The sequence below is a fragment of the Bradyrhizobium sp. USDA 3650 genome (assembly GCF_054057395.1).
In genome coordinates this window covers 7,609,174-7,624,346 of record NZ_JBSRZG010000001.1, presented here as the reverse complement: position 1 = coordinate 7,624,346, position 15,173 = coordinate 7,609,174, and the positions used below count along the sequence as shown (strand labels likewise).

16 protein-coding genes and 1 pseudogene are annotated in these 15,173 nt (G+C 64.1%); 7 read left to right on the top strand and 10 right to left on the bottom strand.

Annotated features, from left to right (window positions below; all coding sequences use genetic code 11):
* Window positions 1–19: 19 nt before the first annotated feature.
* Both ACVIN2_RS35875 and grxD read right to left on the bottom strand, forming a co-directional pair.
* Window positions 20–571, bottom strand: a complete 552-nt coding sequence (locus tag ACVIN2_RS35875) for an O-acetyl-ADP-ribose deacetylase (RefSeq protein ID WP_456769220.1) — start codon at window positions 569–571, stop codon at window positions 20–22.
* Window positions 572–574: 3 nt separating this feature from the next.
* Complete coding sequence (gene grxD, locus ACVIN2_RS35870; protein WP_063995769.1) at window positions 575–901, bottom strand: Grx4 family monothiol glutaredoxin; 327 nt, start codon at window positions 899–901, stop codon at window positions 575–577.
* Window positions 902–1,142: 241 nt separating this feature from the next.
* Here grxD and egtB point away from each other — a divergent pair, with 241 nt between their 5' ends.
* Window positions 1,143–2,435, top strand: a complete 1,293-nt coding sequence (egtB, locus tag ACVIN2_RS35865; RefSeq protein WP_456769219.1) for an ergothioneine biosynthesis protein EgtB — start codon at window positions 1,143–1,145, stop codon at window positions 2,433–2,435.
* 52 nt (window positions 2,436–2,487) lie between these two features.
* Complete coding sequence (gene egtD, locus ACVIN2_RS35860; protein WP_456769218.1) at window positions 2,488–3,459, top strand: L-histidine N(alpha)-methyltransferase; 972 nt, start codon at window positions 2,488–2,490, stop codon at window positions 3,457–3,459.
* A gap of 25 nt (window positions 3,460–3,484) precedes the next feature.
* Here egtD and ACVIN2_RS35855 read toward each other — a convergent pair whose 3' ends face one another.
* Window positions 3,485–4,678, bottom strand: a complete 1,194-nt coding sequence (locus ACVIN2_RS35855) for a low temperature requirement protein A (protein ID WP_456769864.1) — start codon at window positions 4,676–4,678, stop codon at window positions 3,485–3,487.
* Between the two features lie 24 nt (window positions 4,679–4,702).
* On the bottom strand, window positions 4,703–4,939 hold the full coding sequence (locus ACVIN2_RS35850) for a BolA/IbaG family iron-sulfur metabolism protein (RefSeq protein ID WP_007602284.1): 237 nt from the start codon (window positions 4,937–4,939) through the stop codon (window positions 4,703–4,705).
* A gap of 212 nt (window positions 4,940–5,151) precedes the next feature.
* Here ACVIN2_RS35850 and ACVIN2_RS35845 point away from each other — a divergent pair, with 212 nt between their 5' ends.
* Entirely contained in the window at window positions 5,152–5,511 is a 360-nt protein-coding gene (locus tag ACVIN2_RS35845; protein ID WP_456769217.1) for a DUF427 domain-containing protein, read from the top strand.
* A 125-nt stretch (window positions 5,512–5,636) separates the two neighbouring features.
* Here ACVIN2_RS35845 and ACVIN2_RS35840 read toward each other — a convergent pair whose 3' ends face one another.
* Window positions 5,637–5,810, bottom strand: a complete 174-nt coding sequence (locus tag ACVIN2_RS35840; RefSeq protein ID WP_007602280.1) for a DUF1328 domain-containing protein — start codon at window positions 5,808–5,810, stop codon at window positions 5,637–5,639.
* A 190-nt stretch (window positions 5,811–6,000) separates the two neighbouring features.
* Here ACVIN2_RS35840 and ACVIN2_RS35835 point away from each other — a divergent pair, with 190 nt between their 5' ends.
* Window positions 6,001–7,179 (top strand): acyltransferase family protein, encoded by a 1,179-nt coding sequence (locus ACVIN2_RS35835; RefSeq protein ID WP_456769863.1) that lies wholly within the window; start codon window positions 6,001–6,003, stop codon window positions 7,177–7,179.
* A 101-nt stretch (window positions 7,180–7,280) separates the two neighbouring features.
* Here ACVIN2_RS35835 and purL read toward each other — a convergent pair whose 3' ends face one another.
* Entirely contained in the window at window positions 7,281–9,491 is a 2,211-nt protein-coding gene (gene purL / locus ACVIN2_RS35830; protein ID WP_456769216.1) for a phosphoribosylformylglycinamidine synthase subunit PurL, read from the bottom strand.
* Between the two features lie 183 nt (window positions 9,492–9,674).
* Between purL and ACVIN2_RS35825 the strand changes: the two genes are divergently transcribed.
* Entirely contained in the window at window positions 9,675–10,154 is a 480-nt protein-coding gene (locus ACVIN2_RS35825; protein ID WP_456769215.1) for a PaaI family thioesterase, read from the top strand.
* Between the two features lie 75 nt (window positions 10,155–10,229).
* Window positions 10,230–11,186, top strand: a complete 957-nt coding sequence (locus ACVIN2_RS35820) for a DMT family transporter (RefSeq protein ID WP_456769214.1) — start codon at window positions 10,230–10,232, stop codon at window positions 11,184–11,186.
* A gap of 3 nt (window positions 11,187–11,189) precedes the next feature.
* On the opposite strand, the gene ACVIN2_RS35815 is transcribed toward ACVIN2_RS35820, so the two are convergent.
* Together ACVIN2_RS35815 and purQ are read right to left on the bottom strand one after the other, a co-directional pair.
* Complete coding sequence (locus ACVIN2_RS35815; RefSeq protein ID WP_456769213.1) at window positions 11,190–12,161, bottom strand: tripartite tricarboxylate transporter substrate binding protein BugD; 972 nt, start codon at window positions 12,159–12,161, stop codon at window positions 11,190–11,192.
* Window positions 12,158–12,859: a phosphoribosylformylglycinamidine synthase subunit PurQ gene (purQ, locus tag ACVIN2_RS35810; protein WP_247362452.1), complete on the bottom strand. Its 702-nt coding sequence runs from the start codon at window positions 12,857–12,859 to the stop codon at window positions 12,158–12,160. Before purQ ends, ACVIN2_RS35815 begins: the two co-directional genes overlap by 4 nt.
* A 156-nt stretch (window positions 12,860–13,015) precedes the next feature.
* Between purQ and ACVIN2_RS35805 the strand changes: the two genes are divergently transcribed.
* Window positions 13,016–14,029, top strand: coding sequence for a magnesium and cobalt transport protein CorA (locus ACVIN2_RS35805; protein WP_456769212.1), 1,014 nt, complete (start codon window positions 13,016–13,018; stop codon window positions 14,027–14,029).
* 10 nt (window positions 14,030–14,039) lie between these two features.
* Here the strand turns inward: ACVIN2_RS35805 and purS are convergent, their stop codons facing one another.
* A complete protein-coding gene (purS, locus tag ACVIN2_RS35800; RefSeq protein WP_007602264.1) occupies window positions 14,040–14,282 on the bottom strand; it encodes a phosphoribosylformylglycinamidine synthase subunit PurS in 243 nt (80 codons plus the stop codon).
* Between the two features lie 12 nt (window positions 14,283–14,294).
* Window positions 14,295–15,063: pseudogene (gene purC, locus ACVIN2_RS35795) on the bottom strand (phosphoribosylaminoimidazolesuccinocarboxamide synthase).
* Between the last annotated feature and the right edge of the window lie 110 nt (window positions 15,064–15,173).

Here is a 15,173-nt window from a genome sequence, read left to right as displayed (position 1 = left end):
GAGTGTACCGACCACGTCATCAGGCACAAGGGCCGCCATACCGCGCCAGAACGTCCGCGTGCAGAGCCGCGCTCTTTTCCGAGAAACAACAAAATATGACGTCGACGACCAGCGGCGCGGCCGGCAGGGCTTCAATGGTCGCATAGACCGCAATCTTCGCGGCCTGGTCGGCCGGAAAGCCGTAAACCCCGGTCGAAATCGCGGAGAACGCCACGGAGGTCAGCTGATTGGCCTCACAGAGCTCGAGCGCACGGCGATAACAGGAGCCCAGCGCCTCTGCCTCGCCGCGAATGCCGCCGTGCCAGACCGGGCCGACCGCATGGATCACATGGCGCGCAGGGAGAAGGTAGCCCTTGGTGATCTTGGCATCGCCGGTCGGGCATCCTCTGAGCTTCCGACACTCGGCCAAAAGCTCGGGCCCGGCAGCGTCATGGATCGCGCCATCGACGCCGCCCCCACCCAGGAGCGACGTGTTGGCCGCGTTGACGATGGCGTCAACGCTCAGCGTGGTGATGTCAGCAACGATAACCTTGAGCTCCGCGCCGCCGATCCGGCGCGTCAGCTGGGTCACCTATCAGGCCGCGACAGCGACGCCCTTTTCGGAGAAGAGCTGCTGCAATTCACCAGCCTGGAACATCTCGCGGACAATGTCGCAGCCGCCGACGAACTCGCCCTTCACATAGAGCTGCGGGATGGTCGGCCAGTTCGAAAAGTCCTTGATGCCGTTGCGCAGTTCGGCGGATTCGAGAACGTTGAGGCCCTTATAGCCGACGCCGATGTGGTCGAGGATCTGGACGACCTGGCCTGAGAACCCGCACTGCGGAAACTGCGGTGTGCCCTTCATGAACAGAACCACGTCGTTCGACTTCACTTCGTTGGCGATGAATTCCTCGATGCTCATATCCGTGTCCTTCTGGGGCGGAGCCCACTCCAATCGCTTCGGGCTGGCTCAGCCGATTTAACCCGATCCCTGCCCATATATGTAGCCCAAACCGTTGTGCATCCAAAGTAAAATGGCGGCGAGCGGCCCCTGGGTGGACCGCTCTCGGCTGCACCTGCCCATTGCATGATGCCACGAATATCATCGTCAGGGAGGACTTTCATACCGTCACGGAGCCCCTATCTAGGACGAACCCGGCGTTTTGGAACCCGACAACGCCAACAACGTTCTCTTGTCCTGTCTGGAGAAAAACGTGACGAAACAAGCCTCCGCTACGGCCCCCGCTCCGTCACCGTCGGCCGATTTGGGCGGCCTTGCCCAGAGGCTGGAAGACGCGTTTCTCGCCGTCCGCGACGAGACCGAGCGCCGGGCCGCGCCGCTGTCGCCGGAGGACCAGCAGATCCAGTCCATGCCGGATGCGAGCCCGACGAAATGGCACCGGGCGCACACCACCTGGTTTTGGGAGCAGTTCGTGCTCGGCCAGCACTGTGCGGGCTACCAGCCCTTTCACCCTGACTTCGCCTTCCTGTTCAATTCCTATTACGTCAGCGCCGGCCCACGCCATTCCCGCAATCACCGCGGCGATATCACCCGCCCGAGCGCCGATCAGGTCGGCGCCTATCGAAAACATGTCGACGCTGCCGTCGTGACATTCTTCCGCGATGCTGGCGAGGACAAGCTGCGCGAGATCGCGCCGCTGGTCGAGGTCGGCCTCAACCACGAGCAGCAGCATCAGGAATTGATGTTCACCGACATCCTGCACGCCTTCGCGCAGAACCCGATCCCGCCGGCCTATGATCCGGACTGGCGCTTCCCGACTGCGACGCCGGCCAGCGAGGATTGGCTGACGCTGAACGAAGGCATCCACACCGTCGGTCACGTCGACGAGAGTTTTCATTTCGACAACGAGAAGCCGGCGCATCGCGCCCTCGTCGGCCCGGTCAAGCTCGCACGCAATCTCGTCACCAATGGCGAATGGCTCGCCTTCATGCGCGACGGTGGCTACCGGACCGCAACGCTGTGGCTGATGGACGGTTTTGCAGCCGTCAACAACGAAGGCTGGGACGCTCCCGGCCATTGGCGCGAGATCGACGGCCAGTGGCATGTCATGACGCTGGCCGGCCTCAAGCCGGTCGATCCCGACGCGCCCGTCTGCCACGTCAGCTATTACGAGGCTGACGCCTTTGCGCGCTGGGCCGGAAAACATCTGCCCACCGAGATGGAATGGGAGGTCGCGGCCCGCGCGGGCCAGCTCAACGATGCGTTCGGCATCGTCTGGCAGTGGACGCGATCGTCCTACTCGCCGTACCCCGGCTATCGTGCGATCGAAGGCGCGCTCGGCGAATACAACGGCAAGTTCATGGTCAACCAGCTGGTGCTGCGCGGCTCTTCGCTTGCAACCCCGGAGGGGCACAGCCGTATCACCTATCGTAACTTCTTTTATCCGCACCACCGCTGGCAATTCACGGGACTGCGGCTCGCCGACTACGAGTAAAATTCTCATCCGACGACAAATGCGCGCCGGACAGCGCGTTCAGGAGAGTATCATGAATGTGCACGCCAGCGCTTTGGCCGAAGCCCATCTTCCCGACGAACAAACCACCGCCTTTGCGCGCGAGGCCATCGAGGACCTCTCGCAGCAGCCCAAAAAGCTGTCGCCGAAGTATTTCTATGATGCAGCCGGATCGGAATTGTTCGAAGCGATCACACGGCTGCCGGAATATTACCCGACGCGCACGGAGCTTGCGATCCTGAAGGAGCGCGGCAGCGAAATCGCGAAAATCATTCCGGAGCACGCGGCGCTGGTCGAATTCGGCGCAGGCGCGACCACAAAGGTCCGCCTGCTGCTCAACCACTGCAAGTTCGCGGCCTATGTGCCCGTCGACATCTCCGGCGACTTCCTGACGGCGCAGGCAAACGGCCTGAAGCGGGATTTTCCGTCGCTCGGCATCTACCCGGTGGCGGCCGACTTCACCACGCCGTTCGAGCTTCCCAAGGCGGTGGCGGCCATGCCCAAGGTCGGGTTCTTCCCGGGCTCGACCATCGGCAATTTCGAGCCGCATGAAGCGCAGGCCTTCCTGAAGAGCGCACGCGCTATTCTGGGCCGGGGCGCGCAGATGATCATCGGCGCCGATCTCGAGAAGGAGGAGCGCCTGCTCCACGACGCCTATAACGATGCCGCCGGCGTCACCGCGCGCTTCAACCTCAATGTGCTGGTGCGGATCAACCGCGAGCTCGGCGGCAATTTCGACCTCTCCGCCTTCACCCATCGCGCGATCTACAATCGCGAGCGGCACCGCATCGAGATGCACCTGATCAGCAAGAAGAGCCAGACCGTGCGCCTGCTCGGCACCAGCTTCTCGTTCCGCGCGGGCGAGAGCATCCATACCGAGAGCAGCTACAAATACAGCATCGAGCGCTTCGCGACGCTGGCGCAAGGCGCGGGTTGGCGGGTGCGCGAGAGCTGGACGGATGCCGCGAAGATGTTCTCGGTGCACGCGCTGGAGGCGGCGGAGTAAGCGCTCCGGCGCCGATGGCGCCGGTTCAATGCTCCTCGGCTTCTTCCGGCGCCGATCCCAGCGAGACCGACTCCCATACCGCAACAACGATCATGATCACCGTCGCGGCGACCGACAGCCATAGCGGCGACAGCTCGGCAGCGAACCACCACAGCACAACAAGCAGGATGATGCCAATGCCGTGCGAGAGCTGGAGGAAGCCGCGGATCGCGTGCTTGAACAGGATGGTGCCGACCAGGAACAGCAAGGGACCGCCGATCGTGCTCACAATGGTCCTGACATCTGAATGCCCGACCGGATGCTTCAGCACCAGCTCGTCGGCGACCGCGGTCAGGATGATGCCGGCGACGATCGGCATGTGCAGATAGGTGTAGGCGAGCCGCGCCAATCGGCCGGATTCCGCGGATTTCGAGATGCGCTCGGCGCCGGCCTCGGCACCCCTGTGGAAATAGACCCACCACATCGCGATGCTGCCGACCAGCGCGGAGACGAAGGCCAGCATGTTGTCCGCGGTCCAGTCCAGCTCGGCGAACGTCGCACCGTTGACGACGACGGCCTCGCCAAGCGCGATGATGACGAAGAGCGAGCAGCGCTCGGCCATGTGGCCGCCCTCGACGGCCCAGGCCTCGACCGACGAGAAGCCAAGCTTCGGGACCCAGAAGCGCACCGCCGGCGAGATGTATTCGATCGTCAGTGCCACGATCCAGAACCACAGCCGCGCCTCGTCATGGGCGAGGCCGCCGAGGATCCAGAAGATCGCGGACACCGAGAGCCACGTCAGGATCCGGACCGCATTGTGCCGGACCGCAGTTCGATGCCGCGGCGTTGCAAACATCCAGAAGGCGGTGCGCCCGACCTGCATCGTTGCGTAGGCGATCGCGAACCACAGGCCCCGCCCCTCGAACGCGGTCGGGATAGTCGTGGACAGCACGAGGCCGCCCAGCATCATCAGGAAGATCAGGATCCGAACCGGCGTCAGTTCCGGATCGAGCCAGTTGGTGACCCAGGCGGTGTAGACCCACACCCACCATACCGCGAGAAACAGCACTGCGACGTGCACCGCACCGAGCGGCGTGAAATGGTGCAGCAGTGTGTGCGAGACCTGCGTGATCGCGAAAACGAAGACCAGGTCGAAGAACAGCTCGGCATTGGTGACGCGGCTGTGCTGGTTCGGCAGGATGACGCGAAACATCGCGCCGCGAGGATTGTCCGCAGCCATCGTCATGCCCCCGTCACGATCGGATCAGGCGCCCGGCACCCCGGTTTGCAGCGCCAGCGCATGCAGCACGCCGCCCATTTGGCCGCGCAGGGACTGATAGACGATCTGGTGCTGCTGGACGCGGGACTTGCCGCGGAAGGTTTCCGAGATCACGGTCGCGGCATAGTGATCGCCGTCCCCCGCGAGGTCACGGATGGTCACCTCGGCATCGGGGATCGCCGCCTTGATCATCGCCTCGATATCGTGGGCGTCCATAGGCATTCGGGTCGTGCTCCTGTCTCGGCTGCAATCAGCCTTTGTCGTCGAATCGCTGCCGGGGTCCGGATCTGCAAAGCCAAGCATGCCAGCGGGGCCAAACTTAGCGTGAACGGCCTTCTACGTCACGCCTTCCGGCACTATATCGGTGATCCGATCTGGATAAAGCCACGACAAAGTGCCGCGCACGGCAGAGTGATCGAAAAAGGCGTGAAATCATGAAGCTTCCAGGGCCCGACCACCCCATCACCATCACCCCAAATCCCCGGCGCATCCGCGTCACGGCCGGCGATATCGTGATCGCCGAGACCACCAAGGCGCTGACGCTGAAAGAGGCGAAATATCCGGCGGTGCAATATGTACCGCGACAGAACGCCAACATGGCGCTGCTGGAGCGCACCGACCGCGTCACCCACTGCCCCTATAAGGGGGATGCGAGCTATTACAGCGTCAAGGCCAACGGCCAGACGCTGGACAACGCGATCTGGACCTATGAGGCGCCCTTCCCCGCGATGACCGAGATTTCGGGCCATCTCGCCTTCTATCCCGACAAGGTGAAGATCGAGGAAGTGGGGTAGCTGCCGAGAGTTCGTCATGCCCGGGCTTGTCCCGGGCATCCACGTTCTTGGTCATGCGGGAGGCGAGGCGTGGATGGCCGGGACAAGCCCGGCCATGACGGCAGCGATGGCCGACGCGAGCCCCGCTACGCCCTGAATATCGTGAGCCCCAGGATCAGCAGCACCAGGAAGATCGCGACGAACACGTAGAACAGGAAGCGGGCGATGTCGGCGGAGGCGGCCGAGATGCCGGTGAAGCCGAGCACGCCGGCCACGATCGAGACAAGTAAGAAGATCAGCGCCCATTTCAGGATCGTCATCGCCAGCTCCGAAATTGTACCGCCTGTCGCGGCCCTCAAGCCCTTTTGGCGAACGCTAACTTTGTCGCAGGGAACTGGTTCCTAGCGGCAGCGGGACCTGCGGGCGTCCCAAACGACCCTTGCTGAATCCGGTTCCCGGCGGCAAAGTCCGGCCGGGACGGAAAGCGCGACCGGGGCGGCCACGATGACGATGTCACATTCAGCGACGATCGGAGCAGAGGCGCATGCGGCGCCGAAGGCAAGGGCGCGCAATCTGTCGCTCGATCGCGCCCGCACCTTCCTCACGCTGGTGGTGCTGCTGCACCACGCCGTCATTCCCTACACCTATTTCGGGCACACCGATCCGGCGTCCTGGGCCGGTTTCGACGTGGTCGTGCTGGCCACCGACAGCTTCTTCATGGCGATGTTCTTCTTCCTGTCGGGACTGTTCACCTGGCCCGGCATCGCGCGCAAGGCGCCGTCCGTCTTTCTCCGCGATCGCCTGTTGCGGCTCGGGCTGCCGTTCGCGATCGCGGCGTTCACCGTCATCCCCCTCGCCTATTACGCAATCGCGCTGCGGCACGATCCCGGGCTGAGCTTCACGGCATTCTGGTGGAAGACGATCACGGTTGGCCCGTGGCCGAGCGGCCCGATCTGGTTCGTGTGGGTGCTGCTGGCGTTCGACCTGACCGCGAGCCTACTCTACCGGGTCTCCGCGCATCTGGTCGATCCGGGCAACCGCGTGTCGCTGCGCGGATTCGACCAGCCGACCGCGTTCTGGCTGCTGCTCGTCGTCGTCACGACAATCGCCTACGTGCCGGCGCTGCTCTATTTCGGCGGCAGCAAATGGTTCGAGCTCGGGCCGTTCTCGGTGCAGGCGAGCCGCATCCTGCTCTACTTCGCGTATTTCTTCATCGGCGTCAGCGTTGGAGCGGCGAATTTCGATCGCGGCATCCTCAGCGCCGGCGGCCAGTTGCCGAAACAGCGCTGGCTCTGGGTGATCGCCACGCTGATCCCCTACTGCCTGATGTGGGTCATGATCTACATCAAGCGCGAAGTTCTCGGCAATCCCGACCCGCAGCCGCACTGGTACCAGGCCATCTACGGTACGTTCTTCGTGCTGTTCTCAGGCTCGATCCTGCTCGCGATCCTGGCCTTCTTCCTGCACCAGAAGTCGCCGGGACCGAACCTGCTCGACCGCATGCAGGCGGATGCCTACGGCATCTTCCTGGTACACTACCCGATCGCGTTGTGGATCCAGTACGCGCTGTTCGATTACAGCTGGCCTGCGATCGTGAAAGCCACGATCGGCTTCGTGCTCACGGTGATGTTGAGCTGGGGACTGACGGCGGGCTTGCGGAAGATTCCGGGGGCCTCGCACGTGTTGTGAGGCACGACGCTCGTAGCCCGGATGAGCGCAGCGACATCCGGGAAACCTCTCGACAAAGACCCGGATATCGCTTCGCTCATCCGGGCTACGGGTTCAGCGCCTTACGCCGCCTTGCCACCCATATACTCCGGCAGCCAGCGCTCGAACGATGCCCTGAGCGCCTCGATCGTTACAGGCGCCTCGCCCGCGATCGCGACGGCGTCGCCGCCGGTGGTGCCGATCCGCACGCAGGGCACCTCGCAGCCGCGCATCTTGGCGAGTACACGGCCTGCCTCGGTTTCGGGCACGGTGACGAGATAGCGCGCCTGGTCCTCGCCGAACCAATAGGCCTGAGGCACCAGCGCGGTCGGCGCCGCGAGCAGCTTTGCGCCGATGCCGCTCGCCATCGCCATCTCGGCAAGCGCGATCAGCAGGCCGCCGTCGGAGAGATCGTGCACGGCGGTCGCGGTGCCCGCATGGATCATGCCGCGCACGCAGTCGCCGTTGCGCTTCTCGGCTGCGAGGTCAACCGGCGGCGGCGCGCCCTCCTCGCGACCGCAGATGTCGCGCAGGTAAACCGACTGGCCGAGCCAGCCATGAGTGTCGCCGATCAGGAGGATCGCCTCGCCTTCGGCCTTGAAGGCGAGCGACGCCGATTTGGTGAAGTCATCGAGCAAACCGACGCCGCCGATCGAGGGCGTCGGCAGGATCGCGCGACCATTGGTCTCGTTGTAGAGCGAGACATTGCCTGAGACGACCGGGAAGTCGAGCGTGCGGCAGGCTTCCGAGATGCCCTTCAGGCAGCCGACGAACTGGCCCATGATCTCGGGCCGCTCGGGGTTGCCGAAATTGAGATTGTCGGTGATCGCTAGCGGCTTGCCGCCGACCGCAGTGATGTTGCGCCAGGCTTCCGCCACGGCCTGCATGCCGCCCTGATAGGGATCGGCCTCGCAATAGCGCGGCGTCACGTCGACGGTCAGCGCCAGGCCCTTCGGGCCGTCCTGGACGCGCACCACGGCGGCATCGCCGCCGGGACGCTGCATGGTATTGCCGAGAATGACGTGGTCGTACTGCTCCCAGACCCAGCGCTTGCTGCACATATCGGGCGTGCCGATCAGCTTTTCGAGCGCGGCACCAAGCCCCATCGGGGCCGCCACTTCGCGCGCATGCACGACCGGCAAAGCGGCGGAGGGGACATGCGGGCGATCATAGAGCGGCGCCTCGTCGCCGAGCTCCTTGATCGGCAAATCGGCCATGACGTCGCCGCCATGCTTGACCACAAAGCGCTTGCTTGGCGTGGTGTAGCCGACCACGGCGAAATCGAGGCCCCACTTTTTGAAGATCGCCTCGGCCTCTTTCTCCTTCTCGGGCTTGAGCACCATGAGCATGCGCTCCTGGCTCTCCGAGAGCATCATCTCGTAAGCGCTCATGCCGATCTCGCGCGTCGGCACCGCATCGAGATCGAGATCGACGCCGAGGTCGCCCTTGGCGCCCATCTCGACCGCCGAACACGTCAGCCCCGCCGCGCCCATGTCCTGGATCGCGATGACGCAGCCCTTCTCCATGATCTCGAGACAAGCCTCTAGCAGCAGCTTCTCGGCGAAGGGATCGCCGACCTGGACGGTCGGACGCTTCTCTTCGGACTTGTCGTCGAACTCGGCCGAAGCCATCGAGGCGCCGTGGATGCCGTCGCGACCGGTCTTGGACCCCAAATAGACGATCGGCATGTTCACGCCGGAGGCGGCCGCATAGAAGATCTTGTCGGTATCGGCGAGGCCGACCGCCATCGCGTTGACGAGAATGTTGCCATCATAGCGGGTGTGGAAACGGACCTGGCCGCCGACCGTCGGAACGCCGAAGGAATTGCCGTAGCCGCCGACCCCGGCGACGACGCCGGAGACGAGATGCCTGGTTCTGGCATGTTCGGGCGCGCCAAAACTCAGCGCGTTGAGGCAGGCGATCGGACGCGCGCCCATGGTGAAGACGTCGCGCAAGATGCCGCCGACGCCGGTGGTGGCGCCCTGGTACGGCTCGATGTAGCTCGGGTGGTTGTGGCTCTCCATCTTGAAGACCACGGCCTGGCCGTCGCCGATGTCGATCACGCCGGCGTTCTCGCCAGGACCCTGGATCACCCAGGGCGCCTTGGTCGGCAGACCCTTCAGATGGAGGCGCGAGGATTTGTACGAGCAGTGCTCGTTCCACATCGCCGAGAAGATGCCGAGCTCGGTGAAGGTCGGCTCCCGCCCGATCAGCTTCAGAATGCGCTCATACTCGTCGGGCTTGAGCCCGTGGGCGGCAATCAGCTCGGGGGTGATCTTGGGTTCATTCTTCATGGATTCGAGGCTTTCGACGGCGGTGGGCCGTTCTTAGGAACATCGGACGGCTTGGAAAAGCCCTTTATGGCGCATTTTCCCGCTGTCCCACGTTTTGCGGCCGGGGGCTGCGGGAACAGGAATTGCACAGCGCGGACAGATCGGATTTAAGGGCAAACGACCCGCAATTGAAGGCCCATTTCCTTGCACGAATTGACCAAAGCGCCCCCGCCTCGCCGTCCCGACCTCCACATCGCCACCGATGGGGAATTCCAGGGCTGGCGAACCTGGATTCGCGACAGTTTTGAGAGCCATATCGGCCCGTTCTGGCACAAGATCGAGGACGACGGCAGCATCCGCTCGGCGTTCCGGGTCGAGAAAAAGCACCTCAACGGCTCCGGAAACGTCCATGGCGGCTGCTTCATGGCGTTTTCCGACTATTGCCTGTTCGCGATCGCCACCCACGAACTGGATGGGCCGGCGGTGACCACCAATTTCGCATGCGACTTCCTCGACGCGGCGCGCGAAGGCGAGCTGATCGAATGCGTCGGCGAAGTCTCCCGCGCCGGCGGCTCGCTGATCTTCCTGCGCGGCAAGCTGACATCGGGCGGGCGCCCGCTGTTCACCTTCTCCGGCACGATCAAGCGGGTGAAGCGGAAGCCGGCACCGCAGCCAAACGCATAGCTCGCCGCCTTCCCTTTTGGCGCCCCCTCGCCCAGACTTGTGTCGAGCGCTGTCGCGCCGGGGAGCAATATCAAGGTGCCGCAGAGCACACCGCCGACGGCTCGCGCCACGGCCTCGCAATTGCCGTCCATGCACGCCACAGGCGCGCGCAACTGGCGTGACTATGCGCTCCTGGTCGCGCTCGCCTGCTGCTGGAGCTCAACCTATCCGCTCGCCAAGCTCGCGCTGGATACGATCCCGCCCGTGACCTTCATCTCGGCGCGCTCGCTGATCGCGGCCGCCTTCCTGTTCGCGATCCTGTGGATGCGCGGCGTCAGGATCGCGACCGATGCGAAGGCCTGGAAGCTGTTCGCGACCCAGCAATTGATCAACTCGACCTTTCCGTTCCTGATCATCACCTGGTCGCAGCAATATGTGCCGGCGTCGAACACGGTGGTGTTGGCTTCGACCACGCCGATCTTCGCCTTCCTGATCACCTCGCTGATCACGCGGCACGAGCCGGCAACGCTGTTGAAGCTGTTGGGCGCGCTCCTCGGCCTTGCCGGCACAATCGTCATCGTCGGCCTTGATGCGCTGCGCGGCTTCGGGAGCGAGATCGTGGCGGAGATCGCCATCCTGCTCGCCACCATCTCCTTTGCCTGTGCCACGATCTTCGGCCTGCGGCTGTCCGAATACGACCCGATGGTGGTGGCGGCCGGTTCGCTGCTGTTCGGCGGCCTGGTGCTGCTGCCGTCTTCGCTGATCATCGACCAGCCCTGGACGCTGCACCCGACGCCGACGGCGATCATAGCCACCATCGTCATGGGCATCGTCTCCAGCGCCCTGGGGCTGATGCTGTTCTACATGTGCCTGGGACGGCTCGGCACGCTGACGACGAACGCGCAAGGCTATTTGCGCATCCCGATCGGCGTCGGCCTCTCCGTGCTGCTGCTCGGCGAGAGCGTACCGTCGAACCTGGCGCTGGGACTGGTGCTGGTCATGGCGGGCGTCGCCGCGATGACGGTGCCGACGGAGCGGCTGAAACGACGCTAGCTATTACTTGGCGTCGTCGGCCAGCATCTTGCGATACTTCTCGACGTCGCGCGTCACGAGCTTTTGCAGGACCTCGGGCGTGTGCTCGTCGGGATCGGGGGCCACGGTCGAGAGATCGGCGAACCGTTTCTTCACCGCGTCGGTTTCGACCGCCGTGCGTGCAGCGGCATTCAGCTTGGCGATGATTGCCGGCGGGGTGCCTTTCGGCGCGAACAGGCCGTTCCAGCCCTGCGCTTCGAATTCGGGCAGGCCGGATTCGGCCGACGTCGGCAGGTCGGGTACCGTGGCGAGCCGGACGGTCGAGCCGACCACGAGTCCGCGCGCCAGCTTCTCGTTGATCGACTGCGAGACCGAGGCTGCCGCATCGCAGACGCCGTCGATCTGGCCGCCGATCGCATCGGTGAGCGCGGGCGCGGCGCCGCGATAGCCGACCAGCGTCGCGTCGATCCCCGCGGCCGTAACGAAGCTCTTGCAGATCAGGTAGTTCGAGGAGCCGACGCCGGCATGGCCGAGATTGATTTTGCCGGGGTTGGCCTTGGCGTAGGCGATGAACTCCTTCAGATCCTTCGCCGGAAAATCCTTGCGCACGGCGATGATGCCGAACGTTTTCGCCACCATGGCGATCGGCACGAAGGAGTCCGGCGTGAACGGCAGTTTGGGATAGATGGTATAGGTCGCGGCATTGGTGCCGGCATTGCCGATCGCAATGGTGTAGCCGTCGGGCTCGGCGCGGGAGGCGCGCGCCAGCGCGGTCGAGCCGCCGGCGCCGGCAACGTTCTCGATCACGATGGTCTGGCCGAGCGCGATGCCCATCTGCTCGGCAACGGTGCGCGCGATCACGTCGGACGTGCCGCCGGCCGCGAACGGCACGATCATGGTGACGGGACGCTTGGGGAAATCCTGCGCGAACGCGACCGTCGCGAACGCAACGACGGCGACAGCGGTCGGCAGCCGCTTCAGCACGAACGCAATCACGCGGCTTTTTCCAGATGCGCAGTGAGGCCGGCGAACAGGCCGCGGCCGTCGGTGCAGCCCATGATGTCTTCGACGTGGTTTTCCGGATGCGGCATCATCCCGAGCACGTTGCCCTTGTCGTTGACGATGCCGGCGATGGATTGCGCGGCGCCATTGATGTTGCTGATATCGTCGATCGCGCCGTCGGCCGAGCAATAGCGGTACAGCACGCGACCGTCGCCTTCGAGCCGCTTGATGGTCTCCGCGTCCGCCGCATAATTGCCCTCGCCATGCGCGATGGGCACGCGGATCACCTGCCCGGCATTGTAGCCGCGGGTGAACGGCGTGTCGGAGCGCTCGACGCGGAGATGCACGTCGTGACAGATGAATTTCAGCCGCGCATTGCGCATCAGGACGCCAGGCAAGAGGCCGGATTCGCAGAGGATCTGAAAGCCGTTGCAGACGCCGAGCACGAGGCCGCCCTTGGCCGCATAGTCGCGCACCGCGTCCATCACCGGTGCCCGCGCCGCAATCGCGCCGCAGCGCAGATAATCGCCATAGGAGAACCCACCGGGCACCACCACGAGGTCGGTGCCGTCGGGCAGCGACGTCTCGGCATGCCAGACCATCGCGGGCTCGCTGCCCGAGATCAGCCTCAAGGCGCGCGCCATGTCGCGCTCACGGTTGATTCCGGGAAAGACGAGGATGGCGGCTTTCATGGCAGAGGTTCCGAACGAGGATTGGAATGGGGCTGGCACGGCTGCCAAATCGCCAGCAGACATATCCATTTGACGGGGATTTTACCAGTGCTAGCCTTGCCCGCGAGCGTTGTGCACAGGCCATAGCCCGCCATTCGCCCGGGATTAAAGCCATGAATGTCCCGTCGCTGCCCACCATTCCCCTCCGAGCCGGTGTCCACCGAGGGCGTCATCGCCGCCGGTGCCTATGTCGATGGCCGGCGCGTCGCCAATATCGCCATCAGCGAGGCTTCGAGCTGGCGGGCGAAACCCGGCCACGTGGTCTGGATCGGGCTGCACGAGCCCGACATGGCGCTGCTCAGCGCGGTGCAGAAGCAGTTCGACCTACACGAGCTCGCCATCGAGGATGCCAACCACGCCCATCAGCGACCGAAGATCGAGCAATATGGCGAGGCCCTGTTCATCGTGGCGCGCACCGCGCAACTGATCGAGGGCCGGATCGCCTTCGGCGAGACGCACATCTTCGTCGGCGAAGGCTATCTGGTCTCGGTGCGTCACGGCGCTTCGACGTCCTACACGCCGGTGCGCGAACGCTGCGAAAGCTGCCCGCGCGCGCTCGCGCGCGGCGAGGACTACATCCTCTACGCCATCCTCGATTTCATCGTCGACAACTACTCGCCCGTGCTCGAGAGCATTCACGAAGAGGTCGAGAGCATCGAGGATGACGTGCTCTCCAAGGCGATCAGCAAGGCGCAGATCGAGCGGCTCTACATGCTGCGCCGCGACCTGCTGCGGCTCAGGACTGCAATCGGACCGCTGGTGGAGGTCTGCCGCCGGCTCGAGCATGACGAACTGGCGATGGTGCGCGCGACGATGCAGCCGCTGTTCCGCGACGTCACCGACCACGTCCGCAACATCCAGGAGCGGATCGATTCGATGCGTGAGGTGCTGGCCTTCGCCTTCGAAGCGAGCCTGCTGGTCGGCCAGGCCCAGGAGACGGCGGTCTCCAAGAAACTCGCCTCCTGGCTCGCGATCATCGCGATCCCGACCGCGCTTGCCGGCATCTACGGCATGAACTTCAAGCACATGCCGGAGCTGGACTGGGAGTACGGCTATTACACGCTGCTGGGCGTGATGCTGACGGCGTGCGGCGCGCTGTACTGGCGTTTTCGTCGGGTTGGATGGCTGTGAGCCATCCTGTTCACCCGATCAGCTCAACCCGATAATTCTCGATCACGGTGTTCGCCAGCAGCTTGTCGGCGGCGTCCTTCAACGCCGCCTCCGCCTTCGCCTTGTCCGCGCCGGCGAGCTCGATGTCGAACACCTTGCCTTGGCGAACGCTGGCGACGCCGTCGACGCCGAGCGACTTCAACGCACCCTCGATCGCCTTACCCTGCGGATCGAGGATGCCCGTTTTCAACGTCACGGTAACACGTGCCTTCACGTCAGATTCCTCTTAGCTCTTCACCAGCACCGGGCCGGAACCGGCCGGACGCTCGTTCTCCATGAGAATCCCGAGACGCTTGGCGACTTCGGTATAGGCCTCGAGCAGCCCACCGAGATCCCTGCGGAAACGGTCCTTGTCGAGCTTCTCGTTCGACTTGATGTCCCACAGACGGCAGCTATCCGGCGAGATCTCGTCGGCGACGATGATCCGCATCATGTCGTTCTCGAACAGTCGGCCCGCACTCCATCTTGAAGTCGACGAGGCGGATGCCGATGCCGAGGAAGAGACCGGTGAGGAAGTCGTTGACACGGATGGCAAGCGCCATGATGTCGTCGATCTCCTGCGGTGTCGCCCAGCCGAAAGCGGTGATGTGCTCTTCCGACACCATGGGGTCGTTGAGCTGGTCGTTCTTGTAATAGAACTCGATGATCGAGCGGGGCAGCTGCGTACCCTCCTCGATGCCGAGGCGCTGCGACAGCGAGCCGGCGGCAACGTTCCGCACCACCACTTCCAGCGGCACGATCTCGACTTCGCGGATCAACTGCTCGCGCATGTTGAGACGGCGGATGAAATGGGTCGGCACCCCGATGTCGTTGAGGTGCTGAAACAGGTACTCCGAGATCCGGTTGTTGAGGACACCCTTGCCCTCGATCACCTGATGCTTTTTCGCATTGAACGCGGTGGCGTCGTCCTTGAAGTGCTGGATCAGGGTACCGGGCTCCGGGCCTTCGTAAAGAACCTTTGCCTTGCCTTCATAAATGCGACGCCGACGGCTCATGGGGATGTACCGTGTTTTGTTGAAATCCATGTATTTGGTGTGCTCCGGTTGACGAGACTACGACCCACAGCGGAGCTGCCGTGAACGGCCCGGAACCCCTGGAAACAGAA